We start from the raw sequence: 16,040 nt of genomic DNA on the forward strand, positions 1-16,040 counted from the left end.
TCAGCGTTCGGCTTCCCGCGTCTTCAAGGCCTCGGTGATGACCGATACGTCGAGGATGTTGCGCACGTCCACCTCCTCGCTGATGACCTCCTCCTCGAGCAGGAAGGTCACCAGGTAGCCGAGGCGGCGATGGAACTCCGCGTCCTTGACCAGCGAATACCGGTAACGGGCATCCACCCAGAGGGACAGGTCGGGTGGCGGGGAGTTCTCGTGGATCGCCTCGGCCCACTCCTCCCGGATGCTCATCTCCCGCGCCAGCGCCTTGATGCCGACTTCGGGGCTCTTCTGCATGACCTTGCTGGCCATCAGTAGCGCACGCAGAAAGCGCACCGCCGCTTCACGGTTTTCCCGCAGCCATGCGCTGCGGGCCGCGTAGACCGATACCGAGGTGTAGATGCCCATGGCTCCTTCGGTGACGATGAGGCGGCCGTTCGCCTCATGCACCATCTTCTGCATCCAGGGCTCCCAGACCATGGCGGCGTCGATCCTGTTGCCGGCCAGCGCGCTCAACTGCTCCGCAGGAGGCATGTCGAGCAGTTCGACCTGGTCGCGGCGGATGCCCAGCTGACGCAGAGTCATCATCAGCCCGAAATGCGCCGTCGAGCCGCGGAAGAAGCCGATGCGCTTGCCGGCCAGGTCGGCGACCGTTTCGATGCCGCTGCCCCGCCGGGCGACCAGGCCTTCGCCGTAGGCATTCTCCGGATTGATGCCGACCACCACCCAGTCGACGCCCTGGGTCAGTCCGCTGATGAAAGGCACGCTGCCGATGGAAGCCACATCGATGCTCTGCTCCCGGGCAGCGGCAATCATCGGCGGCCCGGCGACGAATTTCACGAAGCTCGGCCTCAGCCCGGCCCGTTCGAATAGATGCAGGTCCCTGGCCACCAGCAGCAGCCAGTCGGTGTTCGACTGGTAACCGATGGTGATCGGCAGCGCGCCCCGCTCCACCTGCGGAGGACTGGCATCGGCCTCCCCCAGGCCGCTCAGGAGCAGCGCGAAGGACAACAGCAGTACGGCACCTTTGCGCATCATTCGCTTGCTCATGTCTGGCCGTCTCAGCGCGAGGTCGGAATCGTCAGGATGGGCGCGGCTTCGCTGCTCCTGGTCTCCACGAAGGTGAAGAGGAACATGATCGACGAGAATATCTGCTTGGAGGGGATATCCCGGTTGTCGATGTAGAACCAGTAGCCCTGGTACGGAACCGCCACGAAGGCGTCGGCCGGCTGCTGCGCAGAGCTGGCGATCCGGATCAGCGGCGGAATGGCGCCGTTGGGTCCGATGTCGCCCTCCGCGGTCGGCCGCACCCGCCGCTCCGCCACATGCGCCTCGGGCACCGAGATGAACGAGGCGATGTCGACGAGGATCTCGTAGATCGAGCGGGTCAGCAGGGCGATTTCCCGGTCGCTGCCGGCCACGGTCCCATAGCTGACCTGATACTCCCGCGCCTCGGGGTCCAGGCCGAGGATGGTCGCCACATTGCGCCGGGCGCTTTCCTCGGCGGCGGCGGTCCGCGGGCGGAAGATCATCTGCAGCTGCGCCTCGCCGTCCTGCTGCCGGACGCGCATGCCGATGTCGCCCGACGACTGCAGGCGCTCGAGGTTCGGCAGCAGGGCGTAGAATTCCGGGTTGGCCCGCCGCACGAACAGACGGCCGACGCGACGGTTGTCGACGCCGTTCACCGACTGGACCGAGGTGCGGAACACCTCCTCCACGGGGTTGCCGGCCTGGATGATGTTGAGGATCACCGAAGGCGGTATCGGCGTCATCAGCGAACGGGCGAAGCGTTCGCCGGTCATCGGCGCATAGGTGACGGTGGGGCTGTCGTTGAAGGTGGCCCCGGCCGACAGGCCCACGGAGCTGTTGATGACCGGAGCGCCGTCGGTCTGGTTGACGGCTGCGACGGCGCCGAGGCTGCGCGGGAACGAGTAGCCGGCGACGATCTGCCCGACGTCGAGGAACACCGGCGCATCGCCGTAGCGCAGCTTCACCAGGTTCAGCAGCATCTGGCTCTTCCACGAGTCGCCCACTGCGGCCGAGTAGTCCAGGCGGTCGCGCTCCACGGTGCCGGGGCCGATGCTCGTGCAGCCCGCCTGGGCCACGCAGAGCGCCGCCAGCCCCAGCGCCGCGACCGAGAGCCCTTTCATCGCCCCTCCTCGGCTAGCGCGCCAGCCAGAATAGCCCGACCACGTACAGCGCCGACACGCCGAGCTGCACCAGGGTGATCGGCACCCCGAAGCGCGAGAAGCGCACGAAGCTGATCTTCTCGCCCTGCGCCGCGCAGATGCCAACGGTGACGATGTTCGACGAGGCGCCGATCAGCGTGGCGTTGCCGCCGAGGGTGGCGCCGAACATCAGGGCGATGAACACCGGCAGGCTGGCCGCCGGCCAGTCGGTGAAGCCCACGCCCAGGGCGATCTCCGGCACCACCTCGGCGGCCACCAGGTAGCCCTTGGTCATCACCAGCGCTGCGGCCACCACCGGGATGTTGGCGAGCAGGCTGGACAGCAGGCCGATGCCCGCCAGCAGGGCCAGCGCCACCAGCGCGAACTCGGTGCCGAACCACGCGTGCAGCTTGAGCGCCAGGCCCTGCAGCAGCCCGGTCTGGGTGAACGCCTGGACCAGGCAGAAGATGGCGCCGAGGAACACCAGGGTCTTCCAGTCGATGTCGCGCAGCACCGTCTCGACCGGTTCGACATGCACCGCATAGACGATGAGCAGCGCCAGGCCGGCGGCGATGATCGCCACCGAGGGCGGCACGATGCGCACCGGCAGCTGCTCGCCGAACAGGAACAGCAGCACCATCAGGGCCAGCACGGCCAGGGCCAGCAGGGCGAACCACGGCCGCTGCAGCGGAACCACCGGCCCCGGCGGCGGCAGCTCGATCTGTGCCCGCCATACCTGCGGCATCAGCCACGGCAGCAGCGGGATGATCACCAGCACGGCCAGCAGGCCGGCAAGGCTGACCGTGCGCAGGTACTGGCCGAAGCTCATGCCGATCGAACTGCCGACCAGGAAGGTGGCCGGATCGCCCACCAGGGTAAGCATGCCGGCGGCGTTGCTGACGATGGCCGTCACCACCATGGGCCCGACGAAATCCACCTTGAGCGCGCGGGCCACGCCGATGATCACCGGGGCGAGCAGGATCACCGTGGTGGCGTTGGGCAGGAAGGCACAGACCGGGGCGACCAGCAGCACCAGCAGGATCAGGAAGCGCCTGCCGCTGCCGCCGGTGGCGCGCAGATAGAGGCCGCCGACCCGCTCGAAGATGCCGGTGCTGGCCAGCACGCGCGCCACCACCATGCCGCCGAACAGCAGGGAGATCGGCCCGCCCGCCATGCGCAATGCGGCATCCAGATCATCGTCGGTGAGGATGCCGCTGGCCAGCAGCACGCCCACGCCCAGCAGCGCGGCGACCGCCATGTCGATCACATCGAAGGCGATCGCCAGGATCACCGCCGAGAACACGCCAAGGGTCAGGTAGATCTGCAGGTCGGTCATGCGATCCTCGCTCAGTCGATCGGCGGGGCGTACAGCAGCCCGCCGTCGCGCCACAGGCGGTTGAGCCCCCGCTCGATGTGCAGCCCGCTGGCGGCGCCGAGATTGCGCTCGTACAGCTCGCCATAGTTGCCGACCGCCTTCAGCGCACGCAGCGCCCAGTCGTCGCGGGCGCCCAGCGCCTGCGCCAGCCGGCGGTCCTCGCCGCTCAGCAGGCGCCCGGTGGCCCCGCCCAGCTCGGCCACGCGCGCATCGACATTGGCCTGGGTCACGCCGTACTCCTCGGCCAGCACCAGCACGTGCAGCACCCAGCGCACCAGGCTGACCCACTGCAGATCCTCCCCCGCCACCACCGGCGCGAGCGGCTCCTTGGAGATGCGCTCCGGCAGGATCAAGAAGGCCTGCGGGCCACCCGGCGCGCCCAGGCGCATGGCGGCCAGTTGCGCCGAATCCGCGGTCAGCGCCTGGCAGCGGCCGGCCAGGAAGGCCTGCATCGCGGCGGGCAGCGAGTCGATCACCAGCGGCTGCCAGTTGAGGCCGTGGAGCCGGGCGTAGTCGGCCAGGTTGCCCTGGTGGGTGGTGCCCTTGACCACGCAGACGCTCGCCTGGGCGAGATCGGCCAGTCGATCGATGCCGCTGGAAGCGGGCACCATGAACGCCTGGCCGTCGTAGAACAGCACCGCCGGGAACTGCACCTGCAGGAAGGCCTCGCGGGTCAGCGTCCAGGTGGTGTTGCGCACCAGCAGGTCGATCTTGCGCGCCTGCAGGGCGGGGAAGCGGGTCGAGGCCCGCAGCGGTACGAAGGCCACCTTCTCGGCATCGCCCAGCAGCGCCGCGGCCACCGCGCGGCAGAAGTCGGCGTCGAGGCCGCGCCAGCGCCCGCCGGCGTCCGCCTCGGAAAAGCCGGGAATGCCTTCGCTCACCCCGCAGCGCAGCTCGCCGCGCGCCTTGATGCTGTCCATGACCTGCCCGGCGTGCGCCGGCGCGCCCAGCACGGCGGCCAACAGAAGGGGAAGGAAAGGCCAGCGCATGGCTTCACTCCTCGCTCACGGCCGACCCTCGGACGGCGACCAGCCGCCGCCCAGCGCCCGGTACAGGCTGACCGCCGCGCTCAGTTGCTGCTGGCGGGTCTGCGACTCCAGCAGCTCGGCCTGGAACAGGCTGCGCTCGGAGTCCAGCACCTCCAGGTAGCTGACCAGACCGCCGTCGTAGCGCGCCCGCGACAGGCGCGCCGCGGTGCGCGCCGCGGCGAGCTGCCGCTGGCGGGCGACGTGCTCGTCGCGCGCGGTGCGCAGGCCGGCAAGCGAGTCGTCGACGTCACGCAGGCCGTTGAGCACCGCCTGCTCGTAGCCCAGCCGCGCCTGCTCGGCGCGCTGACGCTGGGCTTGCTCGACGGCCTTGAGCTGCCCGGCGTTGAAGATCGGCGCGAACAGGCTGCCGAGCACGTTCCAGCTTTCGCTGTCGCCCTCGACCAGGTCGCTGAGGTCGCGGCTGGCATAGCCGAAGCTGGCGGTCAGCGACAGCGACGGCAGCCGCTGGGCACGAGCCACGCCGATGCGCGCGGTCTCGGCGGCCAGTATCTGCTCGGCGGCGAGGATGTCCGGCCGGCGCTCCAGCAGGTTCAGCGGCAGGCCAGCCGGCACCTCGACCGGCAGGCTCTGCTGCGCCAGTTGCGTACCGCGCTCGATGGCCCGCGGCCGCGAGCCGACCAGCACGCTCAGGGCGTTCTCGGTCTGGCGCACGGCGCGGTCGAAGGCGGCCACCGAGGCCTGGGCGTCGGCGGCCTCGATCTCGGCCTGGTTGACGTCCAGCTCCGGCACCGTGCCCTTCTCGAAACGCGCACGGATGATCGCCAGGGCGTCCTCGCGCGACTTCAGGGTGCGAGTGGAGATGCGCAGGCGGTCGTCGAGGTCGAGCAGCTGGAAGTAGGTGGTGGCCACCGCGGCGACCAGCGAGATGGTCACGCTGCGCGCGTTCTCCTCGCTGCTCAGCAGGTCGGCCCGCGCCGCCTCGGTGGCGCGGCGCAGCTTGCCCCACAGGTCGATCTCGAAGAAGGCGGCGCCGTTGAGGAAGTAGCTGCTCTCGGTCTCGGCCCCCGGCAGGATGTTGCGGCTCTGCGAGGAGCGCCCGGCGCCGGCCTCGGCATCGAGGACCGGGAACTGGTTAGCCCGCTCGATGCGCAGCAGCGCCGCCGCCTCCTCGATGCGCGCGACCGCCACGCCGAGGTCGCGGTTGTTGTCCAGAGCCTCGCGGATCAGCGCGTCGAGCCTGTCGTCGGCGAACACATCCCACCAGTCGAGGTTGGCGAACGAGGCATCGGTGGCGGCCGGCTCCTTCCAGGCGACCGGCATGTCGAGCGGCGGACGCTGGTAGTCGGGGCCGACCATGCAGCCGCCGACCAGCAGCAGCCCGGACAGCAGCACGGTCGCCGGCAGCGGCCGGCGGACGAATCCCTTCATGGCCTGGCCTCCTCGTTCACGTGCTCGGCCTGGGGCGGCTTCTTCTTCCTGCCGGTCAGGTACTTCTCGACCACCACGAACAGCCCCGGCACCAGCACCACGCCGACCACGGTGGCGGTGAGCATGCCGGCGAACGAGGTCATGCCCATGATCTTGCGCGCCTCGGCGCCGGCGCCGCTGGCGAGGATCAGCGGGATCACGCCGAGGATGAAGGCGAACGAGGTCATCAGGATCGGCCGGAAGCGCAGCCGCGCCGCCGCCAGCGCCGCCTCCACCGGCCCCTTGCCCTTCTCGATCTCGGTGCGGGCGAATTCGACGATCAGGATGGCGTTCTTCGCGGCGAGGCCGATCAGCATCACCAGGCCGATCTGGGCGAACACGTTGTTCTCGTAGCTGGCGCTGAAGTGGCGCGCCAGCCACAGGCCGAACATCGCGCCGCAGATGGCGATGGGCGTGCCGAACAGCACGCCGAACGGCAGCGACCAGCTCTCGTACTGGGCGGCGAGGATCAGGAACACGAACACCAGCGCCATGACGAACACCATGCTGCCGGAGCCCTCCGCCGCCTTCTCCTGGTACGACATGGCGTTCCAGGCGTAGGACATGTCGCTGGGCAGCACCTGCGCCGCCACTTCCTCCAGCGCCTTCAGCGCCTGCGCCGAGCTGTAGCCCGGCGCCGGGCGGCCGGTGACCTCGGCGGCGCGGAACATGTTGAAGCGGTAGGTGAACTCGGGGCCGTTGGTGGACTCGTCGGTAAGCAGGGTGTTCATCGGCACCATCGCGCCGGCGGCGTTGCGCACGTAGAACAGCGAGGCGTCGGCGAGATCCTTGCGGTAGTCGCTCTCCGCCTGCACATAGACCTTGTACAGCCGGCCGAAGCGGTTGAAGTCGTTGACGTAGGCGCCGCCGAGGAACGAGCCCAGGGTCTGGTTGACGTCCGCCGGGGTGACGCCGAGCTTCATGGTCTTCTGGATGTCCACGTCCATGTAGATCTGCGGCACCGTGGCCCGGTAGGTGGTGTACAGCCCGGCGATCTCCGGGCGCTTGCCGGCCGCCTCCATGAACGCCCGGGTCTGCTCGGCCAGGTAGTCCGGACTGTTGCCGACGCGATCCTGCAGCATGATCGAGAAGCCGGAACCGGTGCCGAGGCCGGGAATGGCCGGCGGGCCGAAGGCGATGGCGATGCCCTCGTTGACCGCCGCCAGCTTGCCGTTCAGACGGTGCGCCACGTTGGTGGCCTTGTCCTGGGCTGCCGGTCGTTCGTCCCAGTCCTTGAGCTGGACGAAGAAGAAGGCGTTGTTGGTCGACGAGGCGCCGGACAGGAAGCTGTAGCCGGTCACCGTGGTGTAGGACTCGATGGCCGGCTCGGCGGCGAGGATCGCCTCGACCTTGGCCGCGGCGGCGTGGGTGCGCTCCAGCGAGGCGGCGTCGGGCAGCTGCAGGTTGGCCATCAGGTAGGCCTGGTCCTCCTCGGGCACGAAGCCGCCGGGCACGCTGCGGAACAACGCCACCAGCAGCACCACCAGCACGCCGAGCACCGCCAGCGCACGCAGCGGGCGATGAGTGAAGCGGCTGGTCAGGCCGATGTACCTGTCGGTCGCCGCGTCGAGGACGCGGTTGAAGCCGGCGAAGAAGCGCCCCAGCCAGCCCTTGCTGCCATGGCCGTGCGGCTGCAGCAGAGTGCTGGACAGCGCCGGACTGAGCGACAGGGCGACGATCGCCGAGATGATGACCGAGATGGCGATGGTGATGGCGAACTGCTGGTAGAGCCGGCCGGTGATGCCCGACATGGCGGCCACCGGCACGAACACCGCGGTGAGCGACAGCGCCGTGGCGATCACCGGGCCGCTGACCTCCTTCATGGTCTGGATGGTCGCCTCGCGGCGCGGCATGCCGCGCTCCATCTTCTCCGACACGCCCTCCACCACCACGATGGCGTCGTCCACCACGATGCCGATGGCCAGCACCAGGCCGAGCAGCGAGAAGGTGTTGATCGAGAAGCCGAGCAGCGGGAACACCGCGAAGGTACCCACCAGCGCCACCGGCACCGCCAGGGTCGGGATCAGCGTGGCGCGGAAGTTCTGCAGGAAGATGAACACCACCAGGGTGACGATGACCGTGGCCTCGAACAGGGTGCGGACGATCTCCTCGATGCCCGCCGACACCGGCTTGGTGGTGTCCAGGGAGACCACGTACTCGACGTCCTGGGGGAAGCGCTCCTTCATCTGCTCCATCGCTGCGCGGATCTTCTCCGCCACCTCCAGACCGTTGGCGTCGGGAAGCTGGTAGACCGCCAGCACCGCCGCCGGCTTGGAGCCGAAGGCGCCGATCTGGTTGTAGGTCTCGGCGCCCAGCTCGATGCGCGCCACGTCGCGCAGCAACACCTGCGAGCCGTCCGGATTGGAGCGCACCACCACCTGACCGAACTGCTCGGGCGTCTCCAGGCGGCCACGGGTCTGTACCGCGTAGGCGAACTCGGTACCGGGCGCGGCCGGCGGGCCGCCGAGCTTGCCGGCCGGGGTCAGCACGTTCTGCTGCTGCACGGCGGTGACGATGTCCGGCACGGTGAGCCCCAGCCGGCTGAGCTGGTCCGGCTTGATCCAGATGCGCATGGCGTAGTCCGCGCCGCCGAAGATGGTGACCTGGCCGACGCCCTGGATGCGGGCGATCTCGTCGAGCACGTTGATCGACATGTAGTTGGTGAGGAAGTCGGCGTTGTAGCTGCCGCCCGGCGAGCGCAGGGTCACCAGCATCAGCGGGAAGGCCAGCGCCTTCTTGACCTTCACCCCGCGGCGCTTGACGTCCTCGGGCAACTGCGCCGAGCCCTCGGACACGCGGTTCTGCACCAGAACGTTGGAGATGTCGAGATCGGCACCTACCTCGAAGGCCACCGACAGGGTCATCTGTCCGTTGCTGGCGTTGGTCGACTTCATGTACAGCATGTTCTCGACGCCGTTGACCTTCTGCTCCAGCGGCGTGGCCACCGACTGCTCGACGTTCACCGCGTTGGCGCCGTCGTAGGTGGTCTCGACCTTGATCTCCGGCGGGGTGATGTCGGGGTACTGGGCGATGGGCAGGCTGCCCATCGCCACCAGGCCGACGATGACGATGATGATCGAGATCACCATCGCGAAGATGGGCCGGCGAACGAAGAACTCACCCATTCTTGCCACCCTCCGCCACCGGCGGCAGTTCGCTGGCATCGGCCGGGCGCGGCTTGACGGTCATGCCCGGACGCAGGCGCAGCAGCGACGCCACCGCGACCCGCTCGCCCGGCTGCAGGCCGGACTCGATCACCCAGTCGCTGCCCAGGCGCTGGCCCACCTGCACCTGGCGCACCTCCACCGTGTCGTCCGCCTTGATGACGAACACCCGGTGCACCGACTGCAGCTCGCTGACCGCGCGCTGCGGCAGCAGGATGGCGCCCTTGATCTCGTCGGCATCGAAGCGGATGCGCGCGAACATGCCGGGGCGCAGCAGTCCCTGGGGATTGGGGAACTCAGCTTCGATGGTCAGCGCGCCGGTGGTGGGGTCGATGTTGCGGTCGACCTTGGTCGGCACGCCGCGCTGCTCGTACAGGCTGCCGTCGGCGAGGATCAGCGACAGCGGCCGCTGGCCTGCGGTCGCGATGCTGCCATCGGCGGCCTTGCCCTGCTGCTGGTCGGCCAGCCGCCGCGCGGCGTTGAGGTAGCCGCGCTCGGTGATCGACACCCGCACGGCGATGGGGTCGGTGCGCGAGATGACGTTGAGCAGGCCGCCGTTGTTGCGCTGGCTGACGAAGTCGCCCACCTCGGCCTCGGACAGGCCGATCAGACCGCGCTCGGGCGCATGGATCTTCGTGTAGCCCAGCTCTAGCTGGGCCAGCTCGACCTGCGCCCTGGCCGCTTCCACGTAGCTCTTGGCCGCCTCGTAGTTGGCCACCGCGCCATCCAGATCCAGCTGGCTGACCGCGTTGATCTCGGCCAGCGGCCGGATGCGGTCGAGGTCCGCCTTGGTCTTCACCAGGCTGGTGCGCGCCTGCGCCAGCATCGCGTTGGCCTGGGCGACCTTGGCCTGGAATGGCTGCGGGTCGATGCTGTAGAGCAGCGCGCCCTTGTCGACGAAGGTGCCTTCCTTGAAGTGGATGCCGTCGAGGAAGCCGTCGACCCGTGCGCGGATGGTCACATCGGTGGAACCGACGGTTTCGCCGATCACGTCAAGGGGGATGTTCACGTCCCTGGCGGCGACGGTGACGACCGGAACCTCCATCACCGCCGCCGGCGGCGGCGCCTTGCTGTCGCAGCCGATCAGGAGCACCGGCAGAAGCGCGATGATCATCCTCGACAGCTGGCGTTGACTGATTTTTTCTGACATGGCGTCGTCCATCAACGGTCGTCACGGGGCGGCTCGATCACGCACGGCCACAGGGCGCTACTCGAACTTCTCGATATCGCGCACGATGCCGTCGATCACGCCCTTGAGCGTGCTCAGGGTCACCTGCTCCTCCTTGTTTTCCAGCTCCTTGCCGTAGCCCTTGCGCACCACCTGCAGCACCGGCTGGCCGGTGCCGGCGTCGATCAGCTCGGCTTCGACGAACAGCTCGGTGGTGCGGTCGCGCGCACCGGCCGCCGTCGTCGCGGCGGCGGTGACCAGGGCGATCGGGATCACCTCGTAGGGCTTGAGTCCTTCGGCCTTGGTATCCACGCCGGTGATGGCGGCGCGCAGCACCAGGGTCTGCCCGCGCGGCAGCGAGCCCTGCGGCGTGCTGGCCGGGTCGTGCACCTGGAAGCGCCTGCCGAAGGCAGTCTTGACCTGCTGGGCGGCATACGCCTGCAGGTCAGCCAGCGCCTTGGCGCCGATCTGTTCGGACGGGGTCGGCGCAGGATAGAAACCGATCGACTGCACGATCACGTGCCGGTAGTTGTCCAGCCTGACGCCCGGCGCCATCCAGCGCATGACCGGCTGCCCCGTGGCCGACGTGGCCGGCTGCAGCCGCGAGTAGTCCGACAGGAACCCGGAATACTGCTCCGGCTTGGTGACTTGCGACGCGCAGCCGCCGAGCAGCAGTGCCGAAAGCACCAGCCCGGTGAGAACGATAGTGGAGCGCTTCATGTGTTTCTCCTGTGCCTTGACGGGTCGGTCGACGAGCGCCCTTCATTCGCATCGGGGCGCCATCGGGATCACTGGAAACCACGGCTGCTAGGGCAATGCATAGACGCGCGAGAGGATCTTGAGCATCTCGCCGGGCGCGCCGAAGTAGCGGGTGTGCAACTGCTCGAGCTCGCCCGTGCGGTACATCTCGCTGAGCACGGTATCCACCAGCAGGCGGAAATCCTCGTCGCTGCGCGCCATGGCCATGGATACCGGGGCGATCTCGAAGATGCGGTCCAGCACCGTCATCCCCGCCGCGCCCTCGGCCTTGCTCAGGCCATGCTGCAGCAGCATGCGCTCGGCGAAGAACGCATCGACCTTGCCCGCGGCCACCATCTGCATGCCCTGCTCGTGGCTGCCGACCGTGACCAGGGTGGCGATCACCCCGAGCTTGCGCATCTTGTCGCGCACCCAGTCCTCGGTGACCCCGCCCTCGATGGTCGCGAAGGTGTGGTTGGCCAGCCCCTGGTTGATGGTGGCCCGCCAGGTCGGCCCGCTGTGCACCGCCTCGCCATTGAGCGCGTTGACCAGCGACGGCGGCGCGTCCTTGCGGACCAGGGCGGAGAGACCGGCGGTGTACACCGGCCGCGAGTAGCTCACCGACTTGCGCCGCTCCAGGGTTTCCGGCGTCGGGCTGCAGAGGATGTCGATCGTTCCCGAAGTGATGGCGGCGATGGCATGCTCGCCACTGACCGCCCGGTAGCGCACCTGCATGTCGCTCAGCCCCAGCCCGGTTTTCACGGCGTCGGCGACCTTCAGGCACAGGTCGATGGCATAGCCGCCGGGCTTGCCGCTCTCCTCGCTGCTGAACGGCGCGAGGTCGGGCAGATAGCCCAGGGTGAGCGCATTGCTGGCACGCACGCGCTCGAGCGTCTGGGCGCCCGCCAGCATCGGCAGCAGCGCGAGCAGGCCGGCGAGCAGCAGACTGACTGATTTGTGTGGCTTCATGTTCATGTCCTGGTCCCTACATTCGGAGGTCATGGCAATCCCGGAGATGGCGCTCAGGCCCTGGAGGCCATGGCAGCCGGACGCTCTTCGACGAAGTTCTTGGCGATGAAGCCGTAGAGCAGGTAACCGATCGCCAGCACGATGGTGGCGCCGAACACCGCATCCTTGCCGGAGGCGTAGATCGCGTAGTACGAGTACGCCATGGCGATCAGCAGCGCCGCCACGTTGCGGCTGTACACCGCGCCACTGACGTTGGACTTGTGCATGATCACCAAAAGGCCGGTGAGCGCGGTGACGTAGGGAATCAGGTTGGTCACCGCGGCCAGGCTGACCAGCTTGCCGAACTGCTCGCTGGCATTGGGCGAGATGGTCGACAGCGCCATCAGGGTCTGGATCACGCCGCAGACCAGCATGCCGATGATCGGCGCGTTGGCGGCGGTGACCCTGGAGAACAGCTTAGGGAACATGCCCTGGTCGGCGGTCATCTTGGCGGTCTGCGCCAGGGTGAACTGCCAGCCGAGCAGTGAGCCGATACAGGCCATCACCGCCAGCGCCATGATGATGTTGCCGACCATGGGGTTGAACATCTGCGCGTAGACGTAGGCGAACGGCGCCGAGGAGTTGGCCAGCTCGGCGTTGGGCACGATGCCCTGGATCACCGTGGTCGACAGCACGTAGACCACCGCGGCGCCGAGGGTGCCGAACAGGCAGGCCAGCGGCACGTTGCGCTTGGGGTCCTCCACCGCGTCGGAACTCTGCGCCGCCGACTCCATGCCGAGGAAGGCCCACAGGGTCAGCGGGATGCTCTGGGTGATGGCGTCGCTGACCGCGATGCCGTTGGGGTTCCAGGCGGCGGCGAACACCTCCGGCTTGAACCAGAACCAGCCGATCACGCTGAGGCCGGCCACCGGGATGATCACCCCCCACACCGTCACCGTGCCGATCTTGCCGGTGATGCTCGGCCCGCCGAAGTTGGCGAAGGTGGTGATCCACAGCAGGGCGATGGTGCCGATGCACAGCGGGATGGCGCCGCTGCCCAGCCAGGGGATGAACGAGGTCAGGTAGCCCACCGCGGAAATGCCGATCGCCACGTTGCCGATCGCCAGCGACAGGAAGTAGAGGAACGAGCAGAGGAAGAATTCCGACTTGCCGTGCGCCTCCTCGCTGTAGGCCGACATGCCGCCGGAGCGGTTGCAGTAGATGCCGCACTGGGCGAAGCAGTAGGCGATGGCCATGGAGCCGACCGCGGTGATGATCCACGATAGCAGCGACACGGCGCCCAGCTGCGCCATGTTCGCCGGCAGCATGATGATGCCCGAGCCCATCATGTTGACCGCTACCAGGGTGGTGAGGCCGAACAGGCCCATCTTCTTGCTTGAATCAGCCATACGAGACTCCTCGCGCGATGTGCGACGCCGGCCCTGCCCCCGGCGGCCTGCAGCACGCCGCCGGCCCGGGCCTATCGGTTACCGTTTGACGACGTAGATCATGTAGACCGGCTGCCCCTGGGCGTCGCGGTGGATCTCGACGCCGTGGTTGTCGTGCTCGAAACCGGGGAAATGCCCGTCGAACACCTCCATCGCCAGCAGGTAGTCGATGACGGCGCGCTTGTCGGCGCCGGCCTTCTCGCCCGGCATCATCAGCGGGATGCCCGGCGGATAGGGCACCAGCTGCACGGCGACGGTGCGGTCCTGCATGTCGCGCACCGGGATCTGCTCGACCTCGCCGCGCACCAGCCGGGCGTAGGTGTCGCGCGGCGAGGACACCGGGTCGGGCAGCAGGGTGAAGGCGGCATCCATGTTGTGCAGCATCCGGGTGGCCAGCATGTCCTGGTGCATTGCCTCGGCCAGGTCGCGCAGGCCCATGCCGGCGTAGCGTTCCGGGTAGCTGCCCGGCAGCTCGGGCAGCACCTGCTCCAGCGGCGAGTTGGCGTCGTAGTGGCGCTTGAACTCCATCAGCCCGGCGACCAGGGAACCCCACTTGCCGCGGGTCACGCCGACGCTGAACAGCAGCAGGAACGAGTATGGCTCGGTCTTCTCCACCACGATGCCGCGGCTGGACAGGAAGCGCGACACCAGCGGCGCCGGAATGCCGCTGCCCTGCATCTGCCCTTCCAGGCTCATGCCCGGGGTCAGCACGGTGACCTTGATCGGGTCGAGCATGCAGTAGTCGGCGCCGAGGTCGCCGAAGCCGTGCCAGCTGGCGCCGGGCCTGAGCACCCAGGCATCGCCCTGGTGCAGGCGCTGCGGGTCGATGTCGCCGAAAGGCACGCCATCCACCACATCGGGCTGCCAGACGCCGAACCACCAGTCCTGCGCATCGCGCATGCGCATGTCGTTGCCCAGGCGCACCATGGCCTGACGGAAGGCGATAGCCTCGCCGATCGACTCCTCGGTGAGATACTCGCCGGCATCGTCCATCATCTTCGCGGAAACGTCGGTGGAAGCGATGATGCTGTACTGCGGCGAGGTCGAGGTGTGCATCATGAACGCCTCGTTGAACAGCGCCGGCTTGACCGGCACCTTGCCCGAGCGGATGTGGATCATCGACGCCTGCGACAGCGCGGCGAGCAGCTTGTGGGTGGAGTGGGTCACGGTCACCGTGGCGTCGTCGGCGTGGCGCTCGCCGCGGTGCATGCCGTAACGTCCCTCGTACAGCGCGTTGAAGCGCGCGTAGGCGTACCAGGCCTCGTCGTAGTGGATGCGGTCGACGCTCCTGCTCAGCTCGCCGGTGGTGGTCCGCACGTTGTAGCAGAGGCCGTCGTAGGTGGAGTTGGTCAGCACCGCCAGCACCGGGCGGGCCTGCTTGTCGCGCGCCAGCGGGCTCTCGGAGATCTTCTTCGCCACCGCCTCGGGGGTCAGTTCGCCCTGCGGCACCGGGCCGATCAGGCCGCGCGCGTTGCGCCGCGGGCGCAGGTACAGCGGCACCGCGCCGGACTGGTTGAGCGCGTAGTTCAGCGACTTGTGGCAGTTGCGGTCGACCAGCACCAGGTCGCCGTCGGTGACCGCCGAGTGCAGGATGATCTGGTTGCTGGCCGAGCTGCCGCCGACCGAGAAGAAGGTGTAGTCGGCGCCGAACACCCGCGCGGCGTAGCGTTCGGCCGCGGCCACCGGCCCGGAGTGGTCGTTGAGCGAGCCCAGCTCGCCGACCGACACGCTGAGGTCGGAGCGCAGCATCTGCTCGCCGTAGAAGTCGAGGAAACTGCGCCCCACCGCGGTCTTCATGAAGGCGGTGCCGCCGGTATGGCCCGGGGTGTGCCAGGAGTATTCGTGGGTGTCGGCGAAGTTGACCAGCGCGCCGAAGAACGGCGGCAGGATGGTGTCCAGGTAGCGGTGCGCGGCGGCAGCGATGCGCCCGGCGAGGAACTCGGGACTGTCCTCCGGCTGCCAGATGAAACCGTCGATGTTCTCGACGAACTCCAGCGGCACCCGGCCGCGGTGCGCGTGAGCCATGCCGAGCATGATCGGCAGCTGCGCGGTGCGCTTGCGGATCAGGCGGATGATGCTCATCGCCCCGGCCAGATCCTGCTCGCACAGCCCCCAGCCGAGGATCACGCAGGAAAACCCGGGATCGGCGCGGAATGCCGTCTCCACGTCGTCGAGGGCGCCGACCAGCTGCACGCGCAGGCCGTAGCCCTCCAGCGCCAGGGCGACCGCCCGGGCGCTCTGGGCGACGTAGCTGTCCTCGTGCCCCTGGATCTGCGCGGCGACCAGCACGGGATAGCGCTGCGCCAGGGCCGGCGGCAACGGGGTGGGGGAAAGACTCATCGGGCGGCTCCTCTGGGACGCTTGGCCGCGGGGCGGATCGCGGCAGGAATGTCGTTTTCCGGAAGCGCGGCGCGAGCGCCGGAACAGCGGCAATCGGCAGACTGCAGCACCGGCAAGCGAGGCCTTGACGCTCCAGGTCGCCGGCTACCGCAGAGCGGCTCCCGGCGACCCGCTGCAGGTCGTCGGAAATCCACTCAAGCCAAGCATGGACAAGCATAGAAGAGACTCGGCCGCCAACAAC

Annotated in this window: 11 protein-coding genes; all 11 read right to left on the reverse strand. The window is 68.6% G+C overall.

Annotated elements, in window-relative coordinates; genetic code table 11:
- On the reverse strand, positions 1-1,032 hold the full coding sequence (locus tag RA210_RS06975; RefSeq protein ID WP_201485879.1) for an ABC transporter substrate-binding protein: 1,032 nt from the start codon (positions 1,030-1,032) through the stop codon (positions 1-3).
- Positions 1,033-1,055: 23 nt separating this feature from the next.
- Entirely contained in the window at positions 1,056-2,144 is a 1,089-nt protein-coding gene (locus RA210_RS06980; RefSeq protein WP_201485880.1) for a hypothetical protein, read from the reverse strand.
- Between the two features lie 13 nt (positions 2,145-2,157).
- Positions 2,158-3,498, reverse strand: a complete 1,341-nt coding sequence (locus tag RA210_RS06985) for an SLC13 family permease (RefSeq protein WP_201485881.1) — start codon at positions 3,496-3,498, stop codon at positions 2,158-2,160.
- An 11-nt stretch (positions 3,499-3,509) separates the two neighbouring features.
- Positions 3,510-4,526 (reverse strand): amino acid ABC transporter substrate-binding protein, encoded by a 1,017-nt coding sequence (locus RA210_RS06990; RefSeq protein WP_201485882.1) that lies wholly within the window; start codon positions 4,524-4,526, stop codon positions 3,510-3,512.
- Positions 4,527-4,541: 15 nt separating this feature from the next.
- Positions 4,542-5,954: an efflux transporter outer membrane subunit gene (locus RA210_RS06995; RefSeq protein WP_201485883.1), complete on the reverse strand. Its 1,413-nt coding sequence runs from the start codon at positions 5,952-5,954 to the stop codon at positions 4,542-4,544.
- Entirely contained in the window at positions 5,951-9,118 is a 3,168-nt protein-coding gene (locus tag RA210_RS07000; RefSeq protein ID WP_201485884.1) for an efflux RND transporter permease subunit, read from the reverse strand. The genes RA210_RS06995 and RA210_RS07000 overlap by 4 nt, the downstream gene beginning before the upstream one ends.
- Positions 9,111-10,271 (reverse strand): efflux RND transporter periplasmic adaptor subunit, encoded by a 1,161-nt coding sequence (locus RA210_RS07005; protein ID WP_201485885.1) that lies wholly within the window; start codon positions 10,269-10,271, stop codon positions 9,111-9,113. Before RA210_RS07005 ends, RA210_RS07000 begins: the two co-directional genes overlap by 8 nt.
- Positions 10,272-10,364: 93 nt before the next feature.
- On the reverse strand, positions 10,365-11,045 hold the full coding sequence (locus RA210_RS07010; RefSeq protein ID WP_201485886.1) for a DUF3313 domain-containing protein: 681 nt from the start codon (positions 11,043-11,045) through the stop codon (positions 10,365-10,367).
- Positions 11,046-11,132: 87 nt separating this feature from the next.
- The gene (locus RA210_RS07015) at positions 11,133-12,038 is read right to left on the reverse strand and encodes an amino acid ABC transporter substrate-binding protein (protein ID WP_136488618.1); all 906 of its coding nucleotides are present in this window, start codon (positions 12,036-12,038) and stop codon (positions 11,133-11,135) included.
- Positions 12,039-12,085: 47 nt separating this feature from the next.
- Positions 12,086-13,420, reverse strand: a complete 1,335-nt coding sequence (gene potE / locus RA210_RS07020; protein WP_201485887.1) for a putrescine-ornithine antiporter — start codon at positions 13,418-13,420, stop codon at positions 12,086-12,088.
- 78 nt (positions 13,421-13,498) lie between these two features.
- Positions 13,499-15,799, reverse strand: coding sequence for an Orn/Lys/Arg decarboxylase N-terminal domain-containing protein (locus RA210_RS07025; protein ID WP_201485888.1), 2,301 nt, complete (start codon positions 15,797-15,799; stop codon positions 13,499-13,501).
- Positions 15,800-16,040 lie beyond the last annotated feature (241 nt).

The sequence above is a fragment of the Pseudomonas sp. OF001 genome (assembly GCF_904426495.1).
Taxonomy (GTDB): domain Bacteria; phylum Pseudomonadota; class Gammaproteobacteria; order Pseudomonadales; family Pseudomonadaceae; genus Geopseudomonas.

Excerpts from the sequence above, each read along its gene's own strand:
- RA210_RS06975 (WP_201485879.1), bottom strand. The coding sequence starts at position 1,032 with ATGATGCGCAAAGGTGCCGTACTGCTGTTGTCCTTCGCGCTGCTCCTG.
- RA210_RS06980 (WP_201485880.1), bottom strand. The coding sequence starts at position 2,144 with ATGAAAGGGCTCTCGGTCGCGGCGCTGGGGCTGGCGGCGCTCTGCGTG.
- RA210_RS06985 (WP_201485881.1), bottom strand. The coding sequence starts at position 3,498 with ATGACCGACCTGCAGATCTACCTGACCCTTGGCGTGTTCTCGGCGGTG.
- RA210_RS06990 (WP_201485882.1), bottom strand. The coding sequence starts at position 4,526 with ATGCGCTGGCCTTTCCTTCCCCTTCTGTTGGCCGCCGTGCTGGGCGCG.
- RA210_RS06995 (WP_201485883.1), bottom strand. The coding sequence starts at position 5,954 with ATGAAGGGATTCGTCCGCCGGCCGCTGCCGGCGACCGTGCTGCTGTCC.
- RA210_RS07000 (WP_201485884.1), bottom strand. The coding sequence starts at position 9,118 with ATGGGTGAGTTCTTCGTTCGCCGGCCCATCTTCGCGATGGTGATCTCG.
- RA210_RS07005 (WP_201485885.1), bottom strand. The coding sequence starts at position 10,271 with ATGATCATCGCGCTTCTGCCGGTGCTCCTGATCGGCTGCGACAGCAAG.
- RA210_RS07010 (WP_201485886.1), bottom strand. The coding sequence starts at position 11,045 with ATGAAGCGCTCCACTATCGTTCTCACCGGGCTGGTGCTTTCGGCACTG.
- RA210_RS07015 (WP_136488618.1), bottom strand. The coding sequence starts at position 12,038 with ATGAACATGAAGCCACACAAATCAGTCAGTCTGCTGCTCGCCGGCCTG.
- potE (WP_201485887.1), bottom strand. The coding sequence starts at position 13,420 with ATGGCTGATTCAAGCAAGAAGATGGGCCTGTTCGGCCTCACCACCCTG.
- RA210_RS07025 (WP_201485888.1), bottom strand. The coding sequence starts at position 15,799 with ATGAGTCTTTCCCCCACCCCGTTGCCGCCGGCCCTGGCGCAGCGCTAT.